This is a genomic window from Sphingomonas pollutisoli (assembly GCF_029167165.1).
Taxonomy (GTDB): domain Bacteria; phylum Pseudomonadota; class Alphaproteobacteria; order Sphingomonadales; family Sphingomonadaceae; genus Sphingomonas; species Sphingomonas pollutisoli.
Genome location: NZ_JARFNJ010000005.1, coordinates 234,179 through 259,407 on the forward strand (window position 1 = coordinate 234,179; position 25,229 = coordinate 259,407).

Here is a 25,229-nt window from a genome sequence, read left to right on the forward strand (position 1 = left end):
CTATCTCCGCTGGAATTCGGGCGCGACGAGCAGCAGCGCGAGCGCCTGCCCCTGGCTTTCGGCGCGCGCCAGCGCCTGTGTGGTGGCGGGGCTGAGCGCGCCGGGGAACAGCTTCGGCGCGAGCGAACGCGCGTCGATCGTGGTCGGCGCGCGTTGCGCGAACCGCTCCGCCGCCTCGACCCGCCGCATCACCGCGTCCGATCCCGCCCAGCTCGCGGCGATATCGTCATAGCCGACCGGCTGGCCGGGCTTCCACACCGGCTGGCCGAGCTGGGTCATCAGCCCCGTCACCGCCTGCGCATCCACGGTCTTCTGCCCGAGAGCGCGCATCGCCCCGATCGACCATTCCCAGGGGGTACGGAACTTGGCCGGCGTCTCGACCCACGCCTCGGGCGAGTCGATGATCGCACGGTACACGGTCGGCAGATCGCCGTGCGATTGCAGGTACGCCGCCTGCAACCGCGAAACCATCGCCGGCGGCGGCGAGTCGCCGGCGAAATGCCGCGCGAGCTTGGTGGCGAGATGCGTCGCGGTCGCAGGGTTCATCGCCACGTCGTCGAGCACCGCCTGCGCCTGCGCGACGCCGCCCGCCGGATAGACCTTGCCCAGGATCGTGCGATCGCCGGGCTGGTGCATCGCATCCACGAACAGGAAATCGCCGGGCAGGCCGTCGGTGCCCGCGAGCTTCGCCCCCGGCGCGCGACCGATCCCCGAGACCGTCCAGCCGGTCATCGCGCGGGCGAACTCGGTCACATCGGCCTGCGTATAGCCGCTGCGCACGCCGAGCGTGTGTAGCTCCAGGATCTCGCGCGCCAGATTCTCGTTGAGGCCGACCTTGCCGCCGCGTTTCTGCCCGATCACGCTGTCCGGCCCGACCGACACCGCCTGATCGAGATAGAGCAGCATCGCCGGATGCCGTTCGACCGCGCCGAGCATGTCGCCGAATTTGCCCAGCACATGCGGGCGGATCGCCTCGAATTCGAGCGTGCCGGCCAGCCCGGTCAGTTCGAGCTTGTCGGCGGAAACTGCGAAATGATTCGCCCAGAAATACACCAGCCGCTCGACGAACGGCGTGTCGGTGACGAGCGCGGTCTGCGCGCGCGCGCCGATCGCACCGGCATAGTCCTGCCGCCCGGCGCGCCGCGCGAACTGCGCCGCCGCGCGCATCGCATCGGTGCGCGGCGGGATCGCGCCGGGTGACGCCGCCTTCGCCTGTTCGCGCAGCGCCCGCTGGTCGCGGAAATAGGCGGCAAGCTCGGCCGACACGCCCGCGCTGGTCGGCGCGGCGAGGATCGCGTCAGGCTTGGGATCATATTTGGCGAACTGCCCGGTCAGCCACGCCTTCGGGTCAGCCGGGACCGGCTGGTCCGGGCGATTGCCGAGGCCGAAACGGTTCAAAGCGATACTCGCGGCGCTCATCAGCCATGCTCCTGCGCCCCCGGTCATCGCTACATAGGCCGGAATTGTCGCAAAATCATGCCGCGCCCGCGTTCTGGCGTTCGTTTCGTGCAACTGGTCGCGCAATCTTTGCGGTTGGCGATTTTGCTGCACCGCAATATCAGGTCTCTCGACAACGAGAAAATACAGGATGCTGATCTGGCTTTCGAACCCAACCGAAAGGAAAGATCATGAACAAGACCCTCCTTCTCGCCGCTTCGCTTTTCGCGGCCGTTTCGACCCCCGCTCTGGCCGACACCGCGCCGCAGCACACCTTCACGCGTGATGGCGACACCTATGTCTACACGACCAAGCAGGTCGCTGGCCGCACGATCATCTCGGGCCGCGTGCTCAACACCGGCGACACGTTCGAACTGGCCGTGCGCGGCAACCGCGTGACCGGCTTCACCGGCCGCCGCGAAGTCGCCTTCAACGTGCCCGCCGCTTCGGCCCGCGCCGTCGCTTCGACCGCGAACTGATCCAACAACAACGCCGCCGCGCGGAAACCCCGCACGGCGGCGTTCGTTTTCCTGGCGGGCGCCCGCCCACGGCGCCGCCCCTCGCCCCACGCCCCTCCGTTCCTCCCGAGCGAAGTCGAAGGACAAGCTCCGGGCGCCAGCGTCTCGACTGCGCTCGACGCGAACGGTGGTGATACGATCCGGCCCGCCTGCACAGCAACGCCGCCGCGCGGAAACCCGCACGCGGCGTTCGTGTTCCTGAAGACCGCCCACAGCGCTGACTCTAGCGCCTCCCCACCGTTCGTCCCGAGCGAAGTCGAGGGACAAGCCCCGCGCGCGAGCGTCTCGACTACGCTCGACGCGAACGGTGGTGATACGATCCGGCCCGCCCGCACAGCAACACCGCCGCACGGGAACCCCGCACGGCGGCGTTCGTGTTCTTGGTGAGCGCCCGCCCACGGTGCCGACCCTCGCCGCCCCCCCGGTTCGTCCCGAGCGAAGCCGAGGGACTGGCCCAAAGCGCAGGTGTCTCGACTTCGCTCGACACGAACGGTCGGGGGCTGTGACGCGAACGACGATGGTAACGCCCCCGCCCGCATCGGGCGGGGGGCATCCGCATCAGCCGAACAGTTTGGCCGCCGTCTCGGCGATCCGCTTGCCCTGGTGGCGCGCGCCGCCCAGATCGACGTCGCTCGGCTGGCGGCTGCCGTCGCCGTCGGCGAGCGTGCTCGCGCCATATGGCGTGCCGCCATGGACTTCCTTCACGCCCATCTGGCCCTGATAGCCATAATCCAGCCCGACGATCGTCATGCCGTGATGCATCAGGTTGGTGATGATCGAGAACAGCGTGGTCTCCTGGCCGCCATGCTGGCTCGCGGTCGAGGTGAACGCGCCGCCGACCTTGCCGATCAGCTTGCCGGTGAACCACAGCCCGCCGGTGGTGTCCCAGAAGCTCGCCATCTGGCTCGGCATGCGGCCGAAGCGGGTCGGCGCGCCGACGATGATCGCGTCGTATTCGGCGAGCTTGTCAGGGCTCTCGATGACGGGATGCGCGGTGTCGGTCTTGAAGTGCGCGGCTTCGATCGCCGCCTGTGGTGCGGTTTCCGCGACGCGGCGGATATCGACCTCGGCACCGGCCGAGCGCGCGCCTTCGGCGACGGCGTCGGCCATCTGCTCGATATGGCCGTAGGACGAATAATAGAGCACCAGAACTTTAGCCATGTGTATGGTCCTTCGTCTAATCTCCCCTCCCGCTTGCGGGAGGGGCTGGGGGAGGCATGTCCTGAAACGCTAACGGGTGAGGTTGGACACGCCCTCCCCCGCCCCCTCCCGCAAGCGGGAGGGGAGTACCTTACTCCGAATCGACCAGCACCAGTTCGGCGTCCGCGATCGCGGTGATCGCGATCGTCTCGCCGCCGCCGATCGCGACGCCGTCGCGCGCCTCGTAGCGGACGCCCGCGATCTCGATCGCGCCGGTCGCCGGCACCAGATAGGCGTGGCGGCCCGGGCCGACCGCGTGGGTGATCGTCTCGCCCGCCTTCAGCGTGGCGGCGAGCAGCCGCGCGTCGGCGCGGATCGGCAGCGCGCCAGCATCCTCCGCGAAGCCGCTCGCGAGCGTGACGAACTGGCCGCTGCGGTCGTCCTTGGGGAACGGCTTGGCGCCCCAGCTCGGCGATCCGCCCGTGCGCTTGGGTTCGATCCAAATCTGGAAGAGCGTGGTCGTCTCTTTCTCCAGATTATATTCGGCATGGCGCACGCCGGTGCCCGCGCTCATCACCTGCACGTCGCCCGCGCCGGTGCGGCCCTGGTTGCCCATCGAATCCTGATGCGTGATCGCGCCGGTGCGGACATAGGTGATGATCTCCATGTCGCGATGCGGATGCGGCGGGAAGCCACTGCCGCCGGCGATCTCGTCGTCGTTCCACACGCGGATCGCGCCCCAGCCCATCCGGGTCGGGTCATAATAATCGGCGAAGGAAAAATGGTGGCGCGCGTTGAGCCAGCCGTGATCGGCATGGCCCAGGCTCTCGAACGATCGTTTCTCGATCATGGCGGTGCTCCCGAAGGACTGACTATGCCGGGAAGATAGAGATTTCTATCAACTCGTAAATGGAAACACTGGAAACCAATCGTTTCCAACGATAAGCATTCCTCCCCTCCCTGGAAGGGAGGGGTCGGGGGTGGGTCGGCTCGTGGCCGACGAAACATATCCTCGCGAACCAACCCACCCCCAGCCCCTCCCTTCCAGGCAGGGGAGTGAAGAAGGGACATCCATGCGCCTTCCCGATCTCGAAGCCTGGGCGATCTTCGCGAGCGTGGTCGAACACCGCTCGTTCAGCGCCGCCGCCGATGCGGTCGGCACCTCCAAGGCCACCATCTCCAAGGCGATCAGCCGGCTCGAGGCGCGGCTCGGCCAGTCGCTGTTCCACCGCACCTCGCGCCGGCTCACGCTCACCGAAAGCGGCACCGCGCTGGCCGAACACGCGCGCCGCATCCTCGCCGACGCGCAGGCCGCGGAGGAAGCGGCGCACGACGCCGCCACCGCGCCGTCGGGGCTGATCCGCATGACCGCGCCGACCACGCTCGGCATGGTCCAGCTCGCGCCGATGCTCGCCGATTTCCTGGCCGCGCATCCCGGCATCGAGATCGACCTCCAGCTCTCCGACACCAAGGTCGATATCGTCGCCGAGGGGATCGACATCGCGTTGCGGATCGCCAACCTGCCCGACAGTTCGCTGCGCGCGCGCCGGCTCGGCCCGATCCGCACCTTCGTCGTCGCCGCGCCCGCCTATCTCGACCGGCGCGGGCGCCCGACGCATCCCGCGCAGCTCGGCGAACATGCCTGTTTCGCCTATACCAACGTCTCCGGTCCGTGGCGCTTCACCGGCGCCGACGGCGAGGAGGCGGCGCTGCGCCCGAGCGGGCCGATGCGTTCGAACAGCGGCGACGCGATGCTTCCCGCGCTGCGCGCCGGGCTCGGCATCGCGCTGCTCCCCGATTTCATCGTCGGTGAGGATCTCGCGCGCGGCACGCTCGAGGCGATCCTCCCCGGCTGGTCCGCCCCGCCGATCGCGCTCCACCTGATGACCCCGCCCAGCAACCTGCGCCCGGCGCGCGTCGAAACGCTGATCGCCTTCCTCACGGAGCGGTTCCGCGCCGTCTGCGTTACCTGACACCATGAACCGCCTCCGCCCCGACGCAGACGATACGCGGTTCGTGCGCCGCTGCATGCTCCTGATCCTGATCGTCGCGGTGCTCGTCGCGCTGTGGAAAGCGAGCGACCTGCTGATCCTCGCGTTCGGCTCGATCCTCGGCGCGATCGTGATCCACGCCTTCGCCGATCTCTACGCCGAACGCCTGCGCCTCGCGCGCCGGGGCGCGCTCGGCCTCGCCATCGCGACGATCCTCGCGGCGATCGCCTTCCTCGTCTGGCTGTTCGGCATCCAGTTCGGCGCGCAGATCAACGCGCTCGTGCTGCGGCTGCCCTCGCTGCTCCAGCAGCTCGGCGCATGGGCCTCGCAGAGCCCGGTCGGCGCCAAGATCGTCGATGCGGTGCAGGCCGCCTTCGCCGGTTCGCGCGTCGCGCGCGACATCGGCGGGCTGGTGACGGGCGGCGGCGAGCTCATCCTCAACTGCCTGCTTCTGCTAATCGGCGCGCTGTTCTTCGCCGCCGATCCCGGCATCTACAAACGCGGCGCGCTGCTGATGATCCCGCGCGGCATCCGCCCCGCCATCTCGGACGCGATCGACGATGTCGAGGGCAACCTCCGGCTGTGGCTGCGCGCCGAACTGATCCTGATGACGACGATGGGGCTGCTCGTCGCCTTCGGCCTATGGCTGTCGGGCGTGCCGTCCTGGGCGGCGCTCGGGCTGCTCGCGGGGCTCAGCGAATTCGTCCCCTATATCGGGCCGGCGGCGGCGATGCTGCCCGCGCTCGGGCTGGGCGCGAGCGTCGGCACCGGCCCGCTGGTCGGCGCGCTCGTCACCTATGCCGGCGTCCGCCTCGTCCAGACCAACTTCCTCACCCCCTGGGTGCAGAGCCGCGTCATCGCCATCCCGCCGGCGATCACGGTGTTCGCGATCATCGGCATCGGCACGGTGTTCGGCCTGTTCGGGCTGTTCTTCTCGGCGGCGCTGCTGGTGGTGATCTTCACGCTGGTACGCAGCCTGTATCTGCGCGAGATGCTGGGCGAGGATGTCGCCGCGCCCGAGGATTAACCGCGCGACTCGTGGATACAGGCCGGTTAGCGCTAAATTAACCTTTTGCGTTCACATCCGTTGCGGTTACTGTAACCGTCTTGAACGCGCCGAGCCTTAAGGGGGCGTCCGGGCCGCGAGACGACAGGGGAACTGCCAGATGCGCGTGCTACTGATTGAAGACGAGCCGACCACCGCCAAGGCGATCGACTTGATGCTCTCCGCCGAGGGGTTCAACGTCTATATGACGGACCTGGGCGAAGAGGGCATCGATCTGGCGAAGCTGTATGATTACGACATCATCCTGCTCGATCTCAACCTGCCCGACATGAGCGGCTATGACGTGCTCAAGAAGATCCGCGCCGCCCGCATCCAGACGCCGGTGCTGATCCTGAGCGGCATCAACGAGATGGATTCGAAGGTGCGCGGCTTCGGCTTCGGCGCCGACGATTACGTCACGAAGCCGTTCCACCGCGAGGAACTCACCGCCCGTATCCACGCCGTCGTGCGCCGCTCGAAGGGCCACAGCCAGTCGGTGATCCGCACCGGCAAGCTCGCGGTCAATCTCGACGCCAAGACGGTCGAGGTCGACGGCAGCCGAGTCCATCTGACCGGCAAGGAATATGCGATGCTCGAGCTGCTCTCGCTGCGCAAGGGCACCACGCTCACCAAGGAAATGTTCCTCAACCACCTCTACGGCGGCATGGACGAACCCGAGCTCAAGATCATCGACGTCTTCATCTGCAAGCTCCGCAAGAAGCTCAGCCTCGCCTGCGACGGCGACAATTACATCGAGACCGTCTGGGGCCGCGGCTACGTGCTGCGCGAGACCGAGGACGTCGTCGCCGCCGTCGCCTGACGCGCGCGCATACCGGCTACCGCGAGGCGGCCGCGATGCCGGGGGGCGTCGCGGCCGCTTTCGCGTTTGCCGGGAAGGACGCGGATTTCAGATCAGCAGCGACAAGGAATTGCCGAAATTGTGAAGCAGGACGGGCAGCACAATGCTCCCGGTCCTCAGCCGCAGCCACACCGCGATGAAGGACGGCAGCGCGGTGAGCGCCATCGTCATCGCGTCGAACGAGAAATGGCCGCCGGAGAAGCCGAACGCATGCGCCATTCCGAACAGCATGCAGGATAGCACCGCCCCCCAGCCCCACTCGACGCCAAACAACCGCAGCCGGCCGGTGAAGGCTCGGTCGAGCGCCAACAGCAGGATGCCACGGTAGAAAACCTCCTCCTCGAAACCGGGCATGGTGAGTTGGAAAGCGATTTCCTCCGCATCGACCTTGCCGCCCGGAAAAGCCAGCGCGACCGCGAGAAAGAAAGCGCAATACAGCGCGGCGACCGGCACCGCCGCCTTCAGGCTGCCGGCGTCCTGCGAAAACCTCAGGCCCGAGCGGCGCCAGCCGAATGTCGGAAGCGCGGCTATGCCCAGGCTCGCGGCGAGCGCGAGCAACTTGCCCTGCCAATTCCAGTCCCCGCCGACGAGATCCGGCACCAGGCCATAAGCGCGCGTCATGCAGGCATCGTTGACCGCCACCACGAGGCTCGCGACCAGCAGCCAGCGCGGAGCGAAGGCCCGCCGGTCGACGAACCCGATCGCGCCACCCAGCACCAGCAGGATCACCACCGTTCCACCCAAGCCGATCAAGCCATCCACGCCGCCGCCCCCGGACCCGTATTGCCGATGCAACACGGCATATCGGTCTGAAGTCGTCCGGGCAATGGCGGGTTTGCGGGACGGACCAACGCTCTCGAGTCCGGCCATACGTGGGGCCGCCGGGCAGCCTTTCTTCCGGTTAGCCGCCGGTGGGCTTTCGGACTGGGTGGCCGTACATTTGTGGCGGGAACGGGGAAACTGGTGGCAAGCCGACCTCGTGTATCCAATGCGCTAGCGCGCTCGATGACGGCGGCTATGATGGATCGATGCTGTACCTCGCCCTCAAAGCCGCCATTTCGGGCATCCTCGTCGCGCTGGCGTCCACTCTGGCCAAGCGCTATCCCGGCCTCGGCGCCTTGATCGCGTCGCTTCCTTTGGTTTCCGTTCTGGGCATGATCTGGCTTTGGGGCGAGCGACCGGATGCGGCGAACATGGCCGCGCACTCGCAGGCGACCTTTTGGTACGTCCTGCCGTCGCTCCCGATGTTCCTCGTGATCCCCGCTGTGTTGCGACACGGAACACCATTCTGGGCGGCTTTGCTTATTGGATGCGGGCTCACCGTTGCGCTGTACGCTGCCATGACGTGGATCGCTCCTCGCCTCGGCTTGCAACTCTAAATGGCCGACTGTGGGCGGCAGCCATCCATCCGCCTTGTCGATCGCGAACGCCGTGATCTGGTGGAAAACGGGCGTTGGACACAGCGGTGAGTAGCCTTAGGTTAGGCTCATGGCACGAGCGCAGCACACCTTCGTCAATCGAAAGGATCGTCCGATCTATGTCTCAGTCGAGCCTTGGCCAAAGTGCTTTGAACTGGAACCCGGCGATAAGCTGACACTCATCTGGGACGGCCCAACTTCTGGCGACACGTTGGAGATCGACTTCATCAACGAACGCGAGTTGGTGGTCTGGCCGAACGGAAACATCGACGATATTCGGTACCTCTTCAACGGCGAACCCGGTGAGGATCGAAGCTGGACGTTCAAGCATCAATGATGTCCGCTGTTGGGCGGGAGCCGTCATCCGATCGCGAAGGTGTCGAGAACGGCGAAAAGTGGCGGATAGCGGAAAGGCAGCTTCAGGTGGACAGGTGGCCGGAACTGACGTCAGGTGCGGGTACAGAAGGATGATCTCATGCGGTTCGCTGCGTTACTGATGTTTAGCGTATTGGGTTTGGACGCCGCTGCTGCTGCGGAACGGCTAAATTTTTTCCGAGTGCGTCAGGGCTATGCGACGGGTACCGTGAAAAATGGCGTGGCCCGCGTTCATAGCCAGGTAGATCGAGGGGCGCCGCAGGGGATGGCCGGTCCGATCGCGCTTTACCAAGTTGCCCGGCTAGCGCGAGCCGCAGGCGAATCGCATTTCGTCATCGTCAAGAACAGTTGCGGGGCGCTGGTGATCAGCGGCGTTCGAACCAGCGACATGTGCGACGTGAAGGCGCGGTTCGGCGCGGCAACACTCCCCGAGGATGTGACAGCGCCGGTGAAGGTCGCGGACACCATCGCAGAATTCGAAGGAAACGCTGCCTATTATCGGCCTTACTGAACGGATTGATGCCATTGGCCGGTTCAGGATGACATCCGACCGGCTAAATGGCCGAGTTGGGCGGGAGCCGCCGGGCCGCTTTTCTCCCCCGACTGCGGAAGGGCCGCTTTCAAGCGGCCTGACTTTGGCGGTGCCTGGCGCGGCGGAGGAGCCCTCCGCCGCGCTTTCACCGCAGCGTCGGATTTCGGGCGCGCTCCGGGCTAAAAGGTCGTGATCGTACCCCCGCGTTACCCCTTTCGGGCGGCGGCTCGTACACGCGAATGTCTCGTCCTGGTGAGGAGCAGACTGGCCGCTTCTTGGCGACCGATCGCTTGAAGCAGACGCTCGTTCAGCTACGGATTGATTTAGATGCGCTTGAAAATTGCGCTTGGTCTCGGAGAACATCGAGCGGTGCTTAACCTGAAAATGAGTTCGCTCAACAAGATCGTCGCGGACACACCCGGGCTGCTCGTGAACGGCGATTGGGTGTGCATTAATATCGATACCCGCACCGCCTGGCCGACCAAGCCGCAATCCTTCGTATTCGACGGGCGCCAAGTTTGGGTCATGCCACTCACGACGGACCACTATCCGGGACTAGCCGCGAACAAGCCGGCCGATATGGACCGCGATGAATGCTTTGCCCTGCTTCACCGCGCCTTGAGCGTCTTGGCTTGGCTTCAGGATACGGGCGCAATCGTCGTCCACATGAGCGGCGGAAATTTGCCGCGCATGATGGGGCGCCAGCAATCGAGCGGCAACGCAATTCGCGATGAATTTGATTTGTCTGACTTGCCGGCGATTGAAGGCGGGTCAGGAAAGTTGGCTTTGGCTCTTATCCGCGAAGGCCGCGGCCTGAACCATCCCGGCTATTCCTTTTTGTCGTTCTTTCGCGCGCTCGAAACGGCAATCCCAAACGGGCCAGCGCGGGGCGCTTGGGTCACTGCGAACATCGATCGCGTTGAGGGCCACCGCGCGAAGGACGCACTCGATAAACTCAAAGCTGTCGTTCAAGGCGACATCGGCAAACATCTTCGGGAATCTGGTCGGCATGCAATCGCGCACGCGAAGTCCGACCCTATCATCAACCCCGACGACCCGCGCGATGCCCGGCGATTGGAAGCGGAACGGCCGATTATTGAAGCATTGGCGGTGTTGGCGATCGAAGATCATCTAGGAATTCAGACGAGCCATAAAGCTTGGCGCGAGCACCTGTATGAATTGCGCGGTTGGAAGGGCATTCTCCCGCTTCCGGTCGTCCAAGCCAGCCTGCTCCCCGAACCGCCGGACGTGCAAGCCCACATCGACCTTCCTCAAATCAATTTTCGGTTGCGACGCAGCGACCCGTTTCCGCTGCTTGAGGGTATGATGCCGGTGCATGCCGGGCTGTCGAACCAGCGCGTTGAATTGGTCTACCGCAGCGTCGATGGCTTGGCCGAAATTATGTTTTGGCTGAACTTCACGGAGGAACGTCTCGAATTCGACCTCGACCATAGTTTCAAAGTGTATGACGACGGCAGTGTCTTGGCCGCTAAGAATGGGAAGGAGCGATGCCGGTTTATTTGGGACTATTTCGGCAACGGAGAAATTCAGATTTGGGACGCGGACAACGGGGCACTGATCTCCCGTGTCGATGCCTATCTTCCGCTTAACATGATGGCGAACTTCGATGGTCATATGGCGGAGCTCGCTGCATGGGATAAATTCATTGCAGACCGGGAGCAAGCTGGGGCTGCGAACGAATAACCGATGTTGGGGGTGCTTAGCCGCCGTATGAGGCTGCGATGAACAAGCGTCCGGTTCGCGGGAGATGGGAGGACGGTCTGAATGACCGTATGTGGGCGCAAGCCGCCAATGCGACCTCCCGCAACGATCCTTGATCGAGACGCCCTTACGCTGCCCGGTACGATTACCGCGATCCGCTGGTTTGGCACTCGCCGGCCTGCACTTCCGCTGCGAGCACGCCTCTTAAAATCGTCTCCGATCTGCGCTGACCGTAGCCGTGCCCATAGGCGGAAGACGTGATGGCAACCACAAGATGGCACGCTGGGATGACGTAAATCTTGTTGCCGCCATTGCCCGATGCGAACGACACCGGAAGGGCCTTGCCTGCGACGTGCTGCACCTTTCCGTACCAGAAATAGCCGTACTGATCGGCGTAGGGATCATCTGCCCCGATGCTGACATGCGGGGCGAGCATCGCCGCGATCCAATGGGCGCTGACGATTTGGCGCCCCTGAAACCGTCCATTGTTGCGGACCATCTCGCCGATCGATGCAAGCTCGCGCGGTCAGGGAAAGATTGCCCTGACCCTTCGTCATGCCGGAAGCGTCGCTCTGCCAGTTCCAGCGGGTGATCCCGAGCGGCCGGAACAGGCGCGCGCGCGCAAAGCTGCTCATCGTCTCTCGGGTCGCCTTCGCGACCACCACGCCGGCCGAGTAGGCGGTCGCCGAATTGTAGCGATAGCGCGTGCCGGGCGCGTCGGCGGATGGAATGTGGCGGACGAAGGCCATGGGATTGCCCGACGCATCCATACGATCTTCGTTACCGGGAGAGGCGGGGTCTTCATCGAACGCCGCCAGGCCGGAGCGCATCGACAACACATCGCGAAGGGGGACCGCGCCGATAGCGCTGCCGGACGCCTCCGGCCAGTATTTCGATACGGGATCATCAACCGAAGCGATCGCGCCGCGGTCGATGGCGATGCCCACCAGCAGGGCGGTAATGCTCTTACCGGCTGACCGGATATCGTGTAGCTCGCTCGGGGATGCCCCGTCGTAATATCGCTCCGCGACCCGGCGGCCGTCACGTACGACGACGACGCCGCGAAGGTCCGGATGCTCGTCGCGATCCCAACGCGCCAGAACGGCATCCAGGTCGGGTCGCCCGGATGCGTGAGCGGGGGCGGCGAGAAACCCGGCAAGCGCAGCAAGCCCAAAGGCGACACCAACCCTCATCCCCTCCCCCACCGCAGCCTTGCGTCCTGTCCCTAGCATCGCGCTCTGCTGCGGGTCAGCCCTTCCCGAAACCATGCGCGCCGATCCACGCGCCGATCTTCGCCACCACCGCGTCCTCGATCCCGTAATAGCCATGCGGCGTCAGCGAGCCGCAGGCCTTGGCCGATCGCGTCACCCCGCCCGAGACCATCAGCACGCGCACGTCGCGGCTCGCCTTCATCGCGGCGGCGATTCTGGGCGCGGCCTGCGGCGGCGCGACATCGCAGCGGTCGTCGCGGTTGGCGACGATCAGCGCGGGCGCACGCACGCGCTCGGGGCTGGCATCGAACACCGTCTCCCCGCTCCCGCCCCGCACCGAGACCGATTCGGTCAGCACCACCCCGGCGATGCTGCCGGCGGGCGCGTGCGCCGCGCCGTTCATCGCCGCGATCGCGCCCTGGCTGGTGCCGAGCAGGAACACCGGCCCGGCGACCTGCCGATGCGCGAAGCCGACCAAATCGCCGACAAGCCGCGCATAGCCCGGCGAACTGCGCACGCCGCGAAGATTGGCGCGGTCGATCGTGTCGGGGATCAGCACCGCATAGCCGCGCCGCGCCCACAGCGCGCGCGTCCGCACCACGAAATTGTCGCCGTGCCGGATATCGCCGTCGCGTTCGAGCCCGACATCGCCCGCCCCGCCCGGCAGCATCACGATCGTCCCGCGCGCGTGCGGCGGCATCACCAGCAGCGCCTTCTGCGTCGCGCCGCCCGCCAGCGGCAGATCGAACAGCCGTTCGGAGACGCCCTGATCGTCCCCGCGCGCACGGTGCTGCGCGAACCCCGCCGCCGGCAGCAGCGCCAGCGCGAGCGGCGCCAGCAGCATCGGTGTGATCTTCGAACGCGAACCCATCATGTCATCCTTCACCATCACCCCCGCCCGCGCCTTGCGCCGCCCGACATGGCGCCCGCATGACACGCGCGTGTGATCTCGCGTCGGAATCGGCGCGCCCCTGTCCTACACGCGCCCGCGCTGGCATGTTCGCGGCCGCGCTTTCCCATCGTCGCCGCCACCGCAATCGTGGCAAACGTCGCTCGGGCTGTCACGTTTCGTCCCGCGCGCGGCATAGGCAACGTTAGCCATCTTTGCCGCGCTACTTGCGGACCCACACCTTCTCGCCGCCCACCCAGGTCTGCAGCACCTTGGTCGCACGCAGATCGCCGGGCGAGGCGAGCAGCGGGTCGCGATCGACGATGATGAAGTCCGCGCGCTGGCCCGGCGCGAGCCGTCCGAACTTCGCCTCGGCGAACCCCGCATAGGCCGCGTCCATCGTATAGGCGCGCCACGCCGCCTCGCGCGAGATCGCCTCCTGCGGCTGCCACCCGCCGGAGGGCTGGCCGTCCGCCCCCTGCCGGGTGAACGCCGCCGCCCAGCCCGCGAACGGATCGGGGCTTTCGACCGGATAGTCGGTGCCGAACGCGAGGCCAGCGCCGTTCGCCAGCATCGATTTCCAGGCGTAAGCGCCCGCCAGCCGCGCCGGCCCGAGCCGCGCCTCGGCCATCACCCGGTCCGACGTTTCGTGGACCGGCTGCATCGAGGCGATCGTGCCATATTTGCCGAAGCGTGGCAGATCGGCGGGGTCCACGATCTGCGCATGTTCGACGCGCCAGCGCCGGTCGCCCTTATAGGTCTGCGCCATCTCATCGATCGCGTCGAGCACCTGCGCGTTGGCCTTGTCGCCGATCGCATGGACCGCGACCTGATAATGATCCATCGCCGCGCGGCTCATCAGGTTGCGGATCACGTCGTCGCTCATGAACCCAGCGCCCGACTGGCCCGGCGCATCGCTGTACGGCGCCTTCAGCCACGCGCCGCGCGAGCCGAGCGCGCCGTCGGCGAACAGCTTGACGCCGCCCATGCGGAGCTTGTCGTTGTACAGCCACGGCGTCGGCCCGGTTCCCCCGATTCGGATCGCGGTTTCGACCCCGCCCGCGTAGCTCATGATCCGTACGCGCAAAGCGCCAAGATCGCCCATCCGCCGGTACGAGAGCCATTCGTCGAGGCTCGTGCCCATGTCCGACGTGGCGGTGATGCCGTAACTCAGCAGCGTCTCCTGCGCGCGCAGGAAGGCCGCGTCTAGTTCCTTGGGCAGCGGCTGCGGCACGACTTTCTCGACCAGGTTCTGCGCGGCGTCGACGAACACCCCGCTCGGCGCGGTACCGGTCTTCTCGATCCGCCCGCCGGCCGGCGAGACGCTCTTGGGCGTGACGCCCGCCGCCTTCATCGCCGCGCTGTTCGCCCAGCTCGCATGGCCATCGACGCGCGACAGCCACACCGGCCGGTCGGCGACCACCGCGTCGAGATCGGCGGCGGTCGGGAACCGGCCCAGCCCCCACGCCTCCTGATTCCAGCCGCCGCCGATAATCCACTTCCGCTCCGGATTGGCGGCGGCATAAGCGGCGATCTTCGCCTTCGCCTCGTCGAGCGAATGTGTGTCGGACAGATCGAGTTCGAGCGCGCGGAATCCCAGGCTCATGACATGGCCGTGCGCATCGACGAAGCCGGGCAGCAGCACCTTGCCCTTCTCGTCCGCGCGCCAGTCGAGCCGCTCCGGCCGCTTGTCACCGGCTTGCAGCAGCTTGAGAACCTTCCCGTCCGGGCTGATGAGCAAGGCGTTGAAGCGGATAACGCGACCGTCCTTGTCCAGCGTCATGCCGTTGACGTTATCGACCAGCGCATCGGCGAAGGCGGGAGTGGGGGCGAGCGCGACGAGCGCGACGAGAGGGATGAGCGAACGCATATCGATGTGCGATAAGGCGTGTTCCTTCGCTGCGCCAGATGGTCTAGGGCGCGCGCTCGGCCGCGCTCTGGCCGCGCACGGAACGAACGATGGCGACGCAAGCGAAGATGGACACGGAAACCCTCCCCGTCACGATCGAGGATGTGCGCGCCGCGCATGCGCGCATCGCCGACGCGATCGTCCGCACGCCGACCTTCATCAGCCGCACGCTCTCGAACCTGACCGGCGCGACCGTCTATCTCAAGTTCGAGAACCTGCAGTTCACCGCCGCCTATAAGGAGCGCGGGGCGCTCAACACGCTGCTCCAGCTCGGGCCGAACGCGATGGGCGTGATCGCCGCCTCGGCCGGCAATCACGCACAAGGCGTCGCCTATCACGCCAGCCGGCTCGGCATCCCGGCGACGATCGTGATGCCGACCACCACGCCGACCGTGAAGGTGATGCAGACCGAGAGCCACGGCGCCAACGTCGTTCTGTTCGGGCAGACCTTCGATGCCGCTTACGCCCATGCCCGAGAACTGGAGGCGGAACGCGGCTATACCTTCGTCCACCCGTTCGACGATGCCCGCGTGATCGCCGGGCAGGGCACGGTCGCGATCGAGATGCTCGCCGACGTGCCCGCTCTCGACACGCTGATCGTGCCGATCGGCGGCGGTGGCCTGATCTCGGGCATGTCGACCGTCGCGCGCGCGATCAGCGCCGAGCGCGGCGGAGCGCCGATCGAGGTGATCGGCGTGCAGGCCGAGTTGTTCCCTTCGATGTACAACCGCATCCACGGCACCGACATGCCGTGCGCCGGGGATACCTTGGCCGAGGGCATCGCGGTCAAGGAACCGGGCACGATCACCTCGGGCATCGTGCGCTCTCTGGTCGATGACATCGTGCTGGTGAGCGAACGTAGCCTCGAAAGCGCGGTCAGCCTGTTGCTCCAGATCGAGAAGACCGTCGTCGAGGGCGCTGGCGCCGCCGGTCTTGCCGCGCTGCTCCAGCACCCCGAGCGGTTCCGCGGACGCACCGTCGGTATCATCCTGTGCGGCGGCAACATCGACACGCGGCTGCTCGCCAACGTGCTGCTGCGCGACCTTGCCCGCTCGGGGCGGCTGGCGCGGCTGCGGATCGTGCTGCGCGACCAACCCGGTGCGCTCTACGGCGTGGCGCGGATCTTCGAGCAGGAGCGAGTCAACATCCTCGAACTCGCGCACCAGCGGATCTTCACCAACTTGCCGGCCAAGGGGCTCAGCCTCGATGTCGAGTGCGAGACGCGCGACCTCGCGCATCTCGAGCGGCTCAAGGCGGCGCTGCGGACCGAGGGCTATGAGGTGAGCGCGGTCGAACTTGGCTGACGGTGCGGATGCCGCGTGTCTTGCGCCCCGTTCCGGGGCGCGGCTCCGCGAATCGGCACGACAGGACGCTTTCGGCGCGTTAACTCTCTTTGGTGGTAAAGCCGCTTTTCATCACGCGTGGAGCGATTCATAAGAGCTTCCAGCCCCGCATCCGTGGCGGCGGTGAAAGGACCATCCGGCGGTGAGTGCGCCTTTTCGTTTCCCCCGATTCTTCGTCACAAGCCCGTCGCCGTGCCCGTATCTGCCCGGCCGCCACGAACGCAAGGTCTTCACCGAACTGCGCGGCCCGCACGCCGGCGATCTCAACGACGCGCTGGGGCGGATCGGCTTCCGGCGCAGCCAGTCCGTCGCCTACCGGCCGAGTTGCGCGGGCTGTTCGGCGTGCGTGTCGGTGCGCGTGATCGCATCCGAATTCGCGCCGAACGCGACCCAGCGCAAGCAGATCCGCCGCAACGCCGATCTCGACATCGCGGTGTGCCGCCCGTGGGCGACCGAGGAGCAGTTCGACCTGCTGCGCCGCTATCTCGGCGCGCGCCACCCCGGCGGCGGCATGGCCGAGATGGACGAGCAGGATTATGCCGACATGGTCGAGCATTCGCCCGTCAACAGCTTCGTCATCGAATATCGCGAGCCGGCGGCGAGCGGCGCGGCGGGCAAGCTGATCGGCGCTTGCCTGACCGACCAGCAGGCTGACGGCCTCTCGATGATCTACAGCTTCTTCGACGCCGATGCCGGCGCGCGGCCGGGCTTCGGGAGCATGATCATCATGGATCATATCCTGCGCGCGCGGGCCGCGGGGTTGGCCTATGTGTATCTCGGCTATTGGGTGAAAGGCTCCGCGCGGATGGCGTACAAGACGCGCTACCGCCCGATCGAGGCGCTCGGGCCGAAAGGCTGGGCGCTGCTCGTCGACGAGGACGCGACCTACCATCCGCCGGCGCAACATTATTCGATGCTGGCCGACGAGATCGCCTGACCGCGTTCGGCGCAACGTGGCAAAGGTTGTCCATCCGCGTCGCGGTTCGGCGGTGCGACGTTTGGCCATCCCCGGCGCGCGGGCACGCGCCGCGCGGCGCGTTGAAGGAGGCGAGACTGTCGAGGAGCATGGCCGCCGGTCTGCCGGAAACGGAGCCTGTAGGACAGGCCGGCCGCCAAGCCGGGATCAGGCGCCGTGTTGCCGCCACGTCACCGGGATGCGCAGATAGGTGACGCCATTTTGTCGGGCTGGTGCGAGATGGCGAAGCTGCTGCGCGTAATGCCGTGGAACCGGCGCGGCGTCGCTTGAGGCGATCATGAGCGGCGGCGCCCGCTCGTGGGCATGCTTATGATCGAGGCCGGAATGTCGATGCTGGGCATACGATATGCCCCCCAATGTTTAAGCGCGGCGTATGAGCAAGCCGCCCTGTGAGCCAGAAAGCCCCCGACCTGGTATCACGCGAGCAATGACCGCGCGTGACCTGACAGTCACGCAATGCCCTTCCGACGCAGCGAGCGGGCCGTCCAACGTTGGATGTGAGCCGTCTAGCCGCTTTCGGGAAGAACAGGTATCGGATAGTCGATACGCCTGCAGAGATGAAAGAACTTCGCGCGCGACAGCGCCGCTCGCCTTACGCACGCGGTAATTGAGAGAGAGCAGGAGGGCTATGGGGTCACAGCGCGCTCATCCTCGCAAATCTCCGCAAGTTGCAGATCACGGGGTCGGCGCCTCTCGACCAACACATATAAAATGATAAGCTTATGAAAACAGGGAGGCTGAATGTGACGCTGTTCGAGCTTGTGAAGGTCGCGTTGGATGAGTTGTATGACGAGGGCAAAGCGCAGCACGGCGCATCACTTGATGACAAGATCAAGGCAAAGATTAGCTACCTAGCGGGTGGTTACAGAGGCCTGACCGATTCCAGCCGACGAGCGATCAGCTATCGCGATCCTGCGACCCGTTTTGCCTACGTGATGAAGTATGTCGCGACACACGGCGATTACGTCGTCCAAACTCTCGAAGCTCTCCGCGACGTGAATGGGGGCAAGGTATTTAGCGCTGAGTCTGCTCGCCTATCGTGCGTCGGCGGTGGGCCGGGCAGCGACGTTATGGGCGTCCTAAAGTACCTTTCGGAAAACAAGAAGGAGCCTGTCAAGAAGCTGACGTGTTACCTTTTAGATGGAGAGCAAGCTTGGGCAGATACGTGGACCGAGATTGGCGACGCACTCCAAAGCCCGGTGCCCATCAATGTCAATTTTCAACCTCTTGATGTGACAAAACCTGAATCGTGGAATAGTCAAAAGAAGTTTCTTTTGGCCGATCTGTTCACATTCAGCTATTTTGTCTCAGAGGTGAAAGCTTTCGATAAGGGCGGTGTTGTTGGCGATTTTTGGGACAAGATATTCACAGAGGCATCTATTGGAGCTAATTTTTTATACATTGATAACGGCCACAAAGAGTTCAATGAATTTTTTGATAGTTTTTTGAGGGGTATAAAAGACGTAGAGTGCCTTTATGAGGATGATAACCAATGGACAACACCTCGCGGCTCCGAGCAATCCGACGAACTTGGTGAGTATAAAACCAAATTTGGCCAAAGCCCTAAACTTAAATCTATGATCTCGACCCGCATACTTAAGAAGATCAAATAGTGGACCTATTCTCTGCCTTCACCGATCTTGAGCGGATACCACTTCCCGGTGCCGAGGTCTACTATCAGTCCTCGTTCGATATCGGCTTACCTCACGACGTTATTCTTAAACGATTGATCGACGAAGTGCCTTGGCGGCAAGAAGATGTGAAGTTTTGGGGAAAGACGTTCAAACAACCTAGGCTTGTCGCTTGGTTTGGCGATGAGGGTACGGCTTACCGTTACTCCGGCATATATCTCAGCCCATTACCTTGGACGGATATCCTCATTGACATCAAACGGAGAGTTGAAGCTGTAACAAAAAATAAATTCAACAGTGTATTGCTAAATTATTATCGCGATAACAACGATAGTATGGGAATGCACAGCGACGATGAGAAAGAGCTTGGACATAATCCGACTATTGCGTCGGTGTCTCTGGGGGCTGAGCGCCCACTTCTCCTTAAGAGCAAACGCATTCCCGAATCTCGGACAATCAAGATCGTTCTAGCTTCGGGAAGCCTTCTGATCATGAAGGGAGAAACGCAGCATAATTACCGACACGGTATCGCAAAAGCGCGTCAGGCTATAGGGCCAAGGGTCAACCTGACATTCCGAACCATTCTCGTATAGTCGGCAAAGGCCCTGCCGCATGTTACGTTGCCGAGTCAGCGTTGCGACACTCTAAACCAAACTCCATTTTCGCATATCCGTATGGCGTCGCGAACGTCTGAGTTGCGGGCGACCGCCGCCCTCGCCGACCGGCGCCGTCGCCCCCCGGCGAGCCGTGCCGGCTCACCCGAACCGGAACTGTCCCGCGATCGCGAAGTGGAGTTCGTCGTTCTCGGCGAGGAAGCGTTCGAGATATTGGTGCAGCCCGCCCGCGATCACCGCTTTCGAATGGGTCTTGAGCATGCGGGCGTGGCGGTCCCGCGCCATCTGGTCGGCCTCGCCGTGCAGGCCGGTGCGCCTGGCGAGCAGATCGAGGATCTCGACGGTTTCCTCCGCCGAGGCGGCGAGGCTGCGCGGCAGCTCGGCGCGGGCGATCAGCAGGTCGATGACGTTCGCGGGCTGGAGGCCCTCCGAATAGAGCCAGCGATAGGCGGTGACGGCGGAAACGGTCTGCAGGATCGTCGTCCACTGATCGCGATCGACCACGCCGCCGACCGGCTCGCCGGCGGGCAGCAGGATGTGGTATTTGACGTCGAGCAGCCGCGCGGTGTTGTCGGCGCGCTCCACCGCCTGCCCCAGCCGGATGAACCAGGTCGTCTGGTTGCGCAGCATGCGGTGGATCGCGCCTTCGAAGCCGCGCGTCGCGGTCTTGACCGCTTCGGTGAGCGCGAGCGTGGCGGCGGCGCCGCCGGGCATCGCGCGGTTCTGGAACAGCAGCCACGCCTGATTGATGCCGGTCCACGCCTCGCGCGTGAGCGCGGTGCGGACCGCGCGGGCGTTGTTGCGCGCCATGTCGAGCGAGCGGACCAGCGAACCCGAATGCGTCGCATCGAGCGTGAGGAAGCGCGCGACCGCATCCTGTCCGACCTCTTCGCCGGTCTTGGCGAAGGCGGCGACTGTATCGGTGACGGCGAGCGCGCTTTCCCACGCGACCCGGCCTGCCGGGCGCGGTGAGAGCGCGTCGAGGCGGATCGTCGCCTCGACGAGCCGCGCGATGAAGTCGGCGCGCTCGACATAGCGCCCGAGCCAGTAGAGCGACGAAGCGGTGCGCGCGAGCATCAGTTGCCGCCCATGCGCTGGGTCATGCCGCCGATCGACTGGGTCATGCCGCCCGGCCCCTGCGCTTGCAGCATCGCGCCGTCGTCCATCAGGACGAAACTGTCCTTGGTGCCGCCGCCCTGTGACGAATTGACCACCAGCGACCCTTCCTTGAGCGCGACGCGTGTCAGCCCGCCGGGCACGACCTGGACCCCGCACGATCCGGTGAGGACGAACGGGCGGAAATCGACGTGGCGGGGCGCGAGCCCCGCGTCGCCGAGCGTGGGGACGGTCGAGAGCGCGAGCGTGGGCTGGGCGATGTAGCGGTGCGGCTCGGCGATCAGCGCGGCGCGGAACGCCTCGATCTCGGCGCGGGTCGCGGTGGGGCCGACGAGCATGCCGTAGCCGCCCGAGCCGTCGACCAGCTTGACGACGAGATCGTCGAGATTGTCGAGCACGTAGCGGAGCGCCTGGGGTTCGCGGCAACGCCAGGTTTCGACATTGGGGAGCTTCGCCGCGCTGCCGGAATAATATTTCACGATCTCGGGCATGTAGCTGTAGATCGCCTTGTCGTCGGCGATGCCGTTGCCGGGCGCGTTGATGAGCGCGACGTTGCCGGCGGCATAGGCGCCGATCAGGCCCGGCACGCCGAGCATCGAATCGGGCCGGAACACGCGCGGATCGAGGAAATCGTCGTCGATGCGGCGGTAGATCACGTCGACCTTCACCAACCCGCCGATCATCCGCATCCAGACGACATCGTCCTCGACGACGAGATCGGCGGCCTCGACCAGCTCGATCCCCATCGAATCGGCGAGGAAGCTGTGTTCATAATAGGCCGAGTTGTAGTGGCCCGGCGTCAGCACCACGCAGACCGGCGCGGCGACGCCCTCCGGCGCGACCGAGCGCATCGTTTCGAGCAGCCGGTCCGGGTAGGAATCGACCGCCGCGACGCGGAAATGGTGGAACAGCTCGGGGCACAGCCGCAGCATCGCCTCGCGGTTTTCGAGCATGTAGCTGACGCCCGAGGGCGTGCGGGCATTGTCCTCCAGCACGAAGAAGTCGTCCGGGCCGGTGCGGACGAGGTCGATCCCGCAGATATGCGCCCAGATGCCGTGCGGCGGGCGGATGCCGGCGATCTCGGGGCGAAATTGCGGGTTGCCGAGGATCAGGTCGGCGGGCAGCACACCGTCCTTGAGGATACGCTGCGCGCCGTAAATGTCGTCGAGGAAGGCGTTGATCGCCTCGACGCGCTGGACCAGCCCTTCGGACAGCCGCGCCCATTCGCTGGCGAGGAAGATGCGCGGGACGATGTCGAAGGGAATGATGCGTTCGCTGGCGTCGCTGTCGCCATAAACGGCGAAGGTGATGCCGAGCTGGCGGAAGGTCGCTTCGGCGGACTGCTGGCGGCGGCGCAGATCCTCGGGAGGCGTGCCCGCGATCCAGGTGCCAAGCGCCGCGAGTTCGGATCTGGGTATCGTCGACCCGGCCTGCCCCATGATCTCGTCGAACGCCTGACGTATTCCCATCGAACCGGTAACGCTCCTATGTGCCGTTGGCCCCATGCTGCGACGGATTATTGCGGCGCACAAGACGGTTTCTTGCGGAGAAACCTTCGGCGTGGACGCTCTTGTCGAAATCGTCCCGCGCCTCGGCGACGATCCGCCGCAATAGCGCCGGATCGACGAACGCCGCAGTGCCCGCGCCGGCGCGGGCGCGGGCCGCGCGGCCGAGCACGTCGGCGATCTCGGGGTGCATCGGCAGGACGATGTCGGCGGGCATCGCGGCCATGCGCGCGAAGCTGCGGCGATAGTCGGCGACGATGCCCGGATAGGCGCGGTTGCCGCGCAGCACGTTGCCCGCGACGGTGATGCTGCACGGGAACACCACGCGCAGCGTACGCCCGCGATCGGCGACGGGCATCGACCATGTCGTGCAGCCGGGCGTGTGGCCGGGGGTGAGCGTGGCGGTGATGCCGACGCCGCCGAGCCGGATCGTCTCGCCGTCGCGGACGATGCGATCGACCGGCACGGCGGGGAAGCGGGTGTGGCCGTTCTCATTGTCGGCTTCGTGCCGGCCGCGCCGCAGCGCGGGCGCGTCGGCGGCGGAGGCGACCAGCCGCGCGCCGGTGTCGTGGCGGAGCGCGGCGAAGGCGGCGGCATGGTCGAAATGCGCGTGCGAGTTGAGCATCAGCTTGAGCTGCGCGGGCGCGATGCCGATGCTCTTGAGGTTGCGTTCGACCAGCGGCGCGCTCTGCGCGAGCGGACCGCTGACGAGGATCGCGCCGGCGTCGGTCTTGATCGCATAGACGGCGAGCCCGCGCGTGCCGACATACCAGATCGGGCCGACGATGTGGAACGGCGCGACTGGCTGCGACCAACTGGCGGGGGACTCCGCCAGCGCGGGAGTCGCCACCAGCGCGAGCAGCGCGACAAGGGTGCGTCGGATCATAGTGCGGCCAGCATCCCAGAGGTCAGCACCTGCGGCAAGACCTGCGGTTCGGCCGCGCCGGGGGCGTAATAGAGGTACAGCGGCACGCCGGCGCGGTTGTGCGCCTCAATGAAGCGGCCGAGCGCGGCGTCGCCGTTGGTCCAGTCGCCGACCAGCACCGCGACGTTCTTTTTCGCGAACGCAGCGCGAGTCGCATCGGTCTCGATCGCCGCCTTTTCGTTGACCTTGCAGGTGAGGCACCAGTCGGCGGTGAAATAGGCGAACACCGGGCGGTTGGCGGCGCGGAGCCGTGCGAGCCTGGCGGTGCTGAACGCTTGCTCATCGGCGCTTGCCACCACCGGGGCCGGGGCATGGAGCCGCGCGGCGGAGGCGCTGGAGACCGTCACGACCGCGACGATCCCGACCAACGCCGCGACGCCGAAAGGCTTGCCCTTGCGCTGGCGCAGCCCACCCCACCACAGCAGCAGCGCGACCGCCAGCGCGGCGACCATGCCCGCGGTCAGACCATTCACCCCGACCTGCCGCCCGAGCACCCAGGCGAGCGCGATCGCGGTGAGCCACATCGGGATCGACAGGATGCGCCGGAACGTCTCCATCCAGCCGCCGGGCTTGGGGAGCAGCTTGCGCAAAGCGGGCACGAAACCGAGCGCGAGGAACGGCAGCGCGAGGCCGATGCCGAGGCCGGCGAACACCGCCAGCGCGGCATACCAGGGCAGCACCAGCGCCGCGCCGAGCGCCGCGCCCATGAACGGGCCGGTGCAGGGCGTCGCGATGAACGCCGCGAGCGCACCGGTCGCGAACGCACCGCCCGCCCCGCCCGCCGCGTTGACGAAGCGCGGTGTCGGGATTTCGAACAGCCCGGCGAGATTGAGCGACAGCGCGACGACGAGCAGGAGCAGCACGACGATCGCCCGCGGGTCTTGCAACTGGAACGCCCAGCCGATCGCGCTGCCGCCGGCGCGCAGCGCCAGGATGACCGCTCCGAGCGCGACGCACACCATGACCACGCCCGCCGTATAGGCAAGCGCCTCGTGCCGCGCCGCACGCTCGTCGAGATGGCCGCGCGCGAGGCTCAGCGCCTTGAGGCTCAGGATCGGGAACACGCAAGGCATGATGTTGAGGATCAGCCCGCCGAGCATCGCGCCGCCGAACGCAAGCAGCACGGCGAGCAGCGCGCCCGGCGCGGGCGCCTCTGCAGGCGCGGCGCTCGGCGCGGCGACGATACCGGGCTTGCCATCCACGACCAGCCCCTGCCCGCCGCCGATCGCCAGCACGCCACTGAGCGTGCCGCTCCCGCCTGCGCCCGGCTTGGTGGTGATGACGATCCGGTCGCCGTCGCGCGTGATCGTCTGCGGGGCGGCATAATCGACGAGACCGGTCGAGGCCGGATAGAAATAGGCGTCCGCGAGCGGGGCGCCCCCCGGATACGGCACCGCGATCCGCAACGCGCCATTCGCAGACTGGACCGTCGCCGCCGCGCCGAGCGGCTTGGGGATGGCGCGCCGCCACGCGTCGAAACGCGCGCGGGTCTCCGCCGTCGCCGCGCCGTCGCCGACGGTCAGGTCGGTCGCGAGATCGGCGGCTTCGGGCACGCACACGGTCTGCGTGCAGACGAGGTACGACATGTGGAGCTTGACCGGCAGCGCGGTTCCGGCCGCCAGCCCCGCCGGGACATGCAGCTTTACCAGCGGCGCATAGGGTTTCTCGAACACATAGTTCATCAGCCCAGCGACAAGCAGCCGCTCGGGCACCGGATATAGCGGCGGATCGGCGGTGACGCCCTTGGGCAAGCTCCAGTCGAGTTTCGCCGGGAAGCCCGCATCGCCCGGATTCTGCCAATAGCCGTGCCAGCCGGGCTCGGGCCGGGTGTCCAGCGCAAGCGTCACCGTGCTGCCGGCCGCCGGTGTCGCGCTCTCCGCGACCAGGCGGATCGCGAGGTGCGGACCCGCCCCGAGCGCGCCGGGGGCATCGGCGCGCGCCGCGCTCGCGGCGAAGACCGCCAGGATCGTCACGAACAGGTAATGAAGCGCACGCATCGGGCAGTCCTTGTCGGCAAACCACGTCTCGGCCATAGCCGCGCGCGGGAGTGCTTCGTTACGCCGCGAAAGGAAA

At 66.0% G+C, this 25,229-nt stretch carries 24 protein-coding genes; 12 read left to right on the plus strand and 12 right to left on the minus strand.

Translation table 11 applies throughout. The features are described from left to right. A complete protein-coding gene (locus PX554_RS12920; RefSeq protein ID WP_093222259.1) occupies positions 1-1,419 on the minus strand; it encodes a DUF1800 domain-containing protein in 1,419 nt (472 codons plus the stop codon). Positions 1,420-1,628: 209 nt separating this feature from the next. On the opposite strand from PX554_RS12920, the gene PX554_RS12925 reads away from it, so the two are divergent. Next, positions 1,629-1,916 (plus strand): hypothetical protein, encoded by a 288-nt coding sequence (locus tag PX554_RS12925; protein ID WP_093222262.1) that lies wholly within the window; start codon positions 1,629-1,631, stop codon positions 1,914-1,916. 597 nt (positions 1,917-2,513) lie between these two features. On the opposite strand, the gene wrbA is transcribed toward PX554_RS12925, so the two are convergent. Both wrbA and PX554_RS12935 read right to left on the minus strand, forming a co-directional pair. Continuing rightward, entirely contained in the window at positions 2,514-3,116 is a 603-nt protein-coding gene (wrbA, locus tag PX554_RS12930; RefSeq protein ID WP_275502322.1) for an NAD(P)H:quinone oxidoreductase, read from the minus strand. A gap of 130 nt (positions 3,117-3,246) precedes the next feature. Continuing rightward, complete coding sequence (locus PX554_RS12935) at positions 3,247-3,945, minus strand: pirin family protein (protein WP_093222267.1); 699 nt, start codon at positions 3,943-3,945, stop codon at positions 3,247-3,249. 223 nt (positions 3,946-4,168) lie between these two features. Between PX554_RS12935 and PX554_RS12940 the strand changes: the two genes are divergently transcribed. The 3 genes from PX554_RS12940 to ctrA all read left to right on the plus strand — a co-directional run bounded on the left by PX554_RS12940 (position 4,169) and on the right by ctrA (position 6,951). Next, positions 4,169-5,068 (plus strand): LysR family transcriptional regulator, encoded by a 900-nt coding sequence (locus PX554_RS12940; RefSeq protein ID WP_275502325.1) that lies wholly within the window; start codon positions 4,169-4,171, stop codon positions 5,066-5,068. A gap of 4 nt (positions 5,069-5,072) precedes the next feature. After that, a complete protein-coding gene (locus tag PX554_RS12945; RefSeq protein WP_275502326.1) occupies positions 5,073-6,113 on the plus strand; it encodes an AI-2E family transporter in 1,041 nt (346 codons plus the stop codon). A 139-nt stretch (positions 6,114-6,252) separates the two neighbouring features. Beyond that, positions 6,253-6,951 carry a response regulator transcription factor CtrA gene (gene ctrA, locus PX554_RS12950; protein WP_093222277.1) on the plus strand — a complete coding sequence of 233 codons (699 nt, stop codon included), beginning with the start codon at positions 6,253-6,255 and terminating at the stop codon, positions 6,949-6,951. Positions 6,952-7,038: 87 nt separating this feature from the next. Here ctrA and PX554_RS12955 read toward each other — a convergent pair whose 3' ends face one another. Next, on the minus strand, positions 7,039-7,752 hold the full coding sequence (locus tag PX554_RS12955; protein ID WP_275502331.1) for a CPBP family intramembrane glutamic endopeptidase, BDIM_20840 family: 714 nt from the start codon (positions 7,750-7,752) through the stop codon (positions 7,039-7,041). A gap of 266 nt (positions 7,753-8,018) precedes the next feature. On the opposite strand from PX554_RS12955, the gene PX554_RS12960 reads away from it, so the two are divergent. From PX554_RS12960 to mauJ, 4 genes are all read left to right on the plus strand, one after another. Further along, on the plus strand, positions 8,019-8,369 hold the full coding sequence (locus PX554_RS12960; protein ID WP_275502334.1) for a DUF3147 family protein: 351 nt from the start codon (positions 8,019-8,021) through the stop codon (positions 8,367-8,369). A 109-nt stretch (positions 8,370-8,478) separates the two neighbouring features. Beyond that, on the plus strand, positions 8,479-8,745 hold the full coding sequence (locus PX554_RS12965) for a hypothetical protein (RefSeq protein WP_275502337.1): 267 nt from the start codon (positions 8,479-8,481) through the stop codon (positions 8,743-8,745). Between the two features lie 138 nt (positions 8,746-8,883). After that, positions 8,884-9,294 (plus strand): hypothetical protein, encoded by a 411-nt coding sequence (locus tag PX554_RS12970; RefSeq protein WP_275502338.1) that lies wholly within the window; start codon positions 8,884-8,886, stop codon positions 9,292-9,294. Between the two features lie 348 nt (positions 9,295-9,642). Further along, positions 9,643-11,019 carry a methylamine utilization protein MauJ gene (mauJ, locus tag PX554_RS12975; protein WP_275502339.1) on the plus strand — a complete coding sequence of 459 codons (1,377 nt, stop codon included), beginning with the start codon at positions 9,643-9,645 and terminating at the stop codon, positions 11,017-11,019. A gap of 163 nt (positions 11,020-11,182) precedes the next feature. Here the strand turns inward: mauJ and PX554_RS12980 are convergent, their stop codons facing one another. The 4 genes from PX554_RS12980 to PX554_RS12995 form a co-directional block, all read right to left on the minus strand. Continuing rightward, complete coding sequence (locus tag PX554_RS12980; RefSeq protein WP_275502341.1) at positions 11,183-11,473, minus strand: hypothetical protein; 291 nt, start codon at positions 11,471-11,473, stop codon at positions 11,183-11,185. Next, a complete protein-coding gene (locus PX554_RS12985) occupies positions 11,439-12,230 on the minus strand; it encodes a serine hydrolase domain-containing protein (protein WP_275502343.1) in 792 nt (263 codons plus the stop codon). Before PX554_RS12985 ends, PX554_RS12980 begins: the two co-directional genes overlap by 35 nt. Before the next feature lie 55 nt (positions 12,231-12,285). After that, positions 12,286-13,119 (minus strand): alpha/beta hydrolase, encoded by an 834-nt coding sequence (locus PX554_RS12990; protein ID WP_275502345.1) that lies wholly within the window; start codon positions 13,117-13,119, stop codon positions 12,286-12,288. Between the two features lie 241 nt (positions 13,120-13,360). Next, the gene (locus PX554_RS12995; RefSeq protein WP_093222283.1) at positions 13,361-15,007 is read right to left on the minus strand and encodes an amidohydrolase; all 1,647 of its coding nucleotides are present in this window, start codon (positions 15,005-15,007) and stop codon (positions 13,361-13,363) included. 89 nt (positions 15,008-15,096) lie between these two features. Here PX554_RS12995 and PX554_RS13000 point away from each other — a divergent pair, with 89 nt between their 5' ends. From PX554_RS13000 to PX554_RS13015, 4 genes are all read left to right on the plus strand, one after another. Continuing rightward, entirely contained in the window at positions 15,097-16,350 is a 1,254-nt protein-coding gene (locus PX554_RS13000; RefSeq protein WP_093222286.1) for a threonine ammonia-lyase, read from the plus strand. A 181-nt stretch (positions 16,351-16,531) separates the two neighbouring features. Further along, entirely contained in the window at positions 16,532-17,326 is a 795-nt protein-coding gene (locus PX554_RS13005; RefSeq protein ID WP_093222290.1) for an arginyltransferase, read from the plus strand. 782 nt (positions 17,327-18,108) lie between these two features. Beyond that, positions 18,109-18,978 carry a hypothetical protein gene (locus PX554_RS13010; protein WP_275502350.1) on the plus strand — a complete coding sequence of 290 codons (870 nt, stop codon included), beginning with the start codon at positions 18,109-18,111 and terminating at the stop codon, positions 18,976-18,978. Beyond that, on the plus strand, positions 18,978-19,589 hold the full coding sequence (locus PX554_RS13015; RefSeq protein ID WP_275502353.1) for an alpha-ketoglutarate-dependent dioxygenase AlkB family protein: 612 nt from the start codon (positions 18,978-18,980) through the stop codon (positions 19,587-19,589). The genes PX554_RS13010 and PX554_RS13015 overlap by 1 nt, the downstream gene beginning before the upstream one ends. 162 nt (positions 19,590-19,751) lie before the next feature. On the opposite strand, the gene PX554_RS13020 is transcribed toward PX554_RS13015, so the two are convergent. The 4 genes from PX554_RS13020 to PX554_RS13035 are packed head-to-tail and all read right to left on the minus strand — an operon-like array spanning position 19,752 to position 25,153. Beyond that, a complete protein-coding gene (locus PX554_RS13020; protein WP_275502355.1) occupies positions 19,752-20,687 on the minus strand; it encodes an alpha-E domain-containing protein in 936 nt (311 codons plus the stop codon). Then, positions 20,687-22,195 carry a circularly permuted type 2 ATP-grasp protein gene (locus PX554_RS13025; RefSeq protein WP_275502357.1) on the minus strand — a complete coding sequence of 503 codons (1,509 nt, stop codon included), beginning with the start codon at positions 22,193-22,195 and terminating at the stop codon, positions 20,687-20,689. Before PX554_RS13025 ends, PX554_RS13020 begins: the two co-directional genes overlap by 1 nt. Before the next feature lie 16 nt (positions 22,196-22,211). Next, complete coding sequence (gene bla / locus PX554_RS13030) at positions 22,212-23,117, minus strand: subclass B3 metallo-beta-lactamase (protein ID WP_275502359.1); 906 nt, start codon at positions 23,115-23,117, stop codon at positions 22,212-22,214. Then, on the minus strand, positions 23,114-25,153 hold the full coding sequence (locus PX554_RS13035) for a protein-disulfide reductase DsbD family protein (RefSeq protein WP_275502669.1): 2,040 nt from the start codon (positions 25,151-25,153) through the stop codon (positions 23,114-23,116). Before PX554_RS13035 ends, bla begins: the two co-directional genes overlap by 4 nt. Positions 25,154-25,229 lie beyond the last annotated feature (76 nt).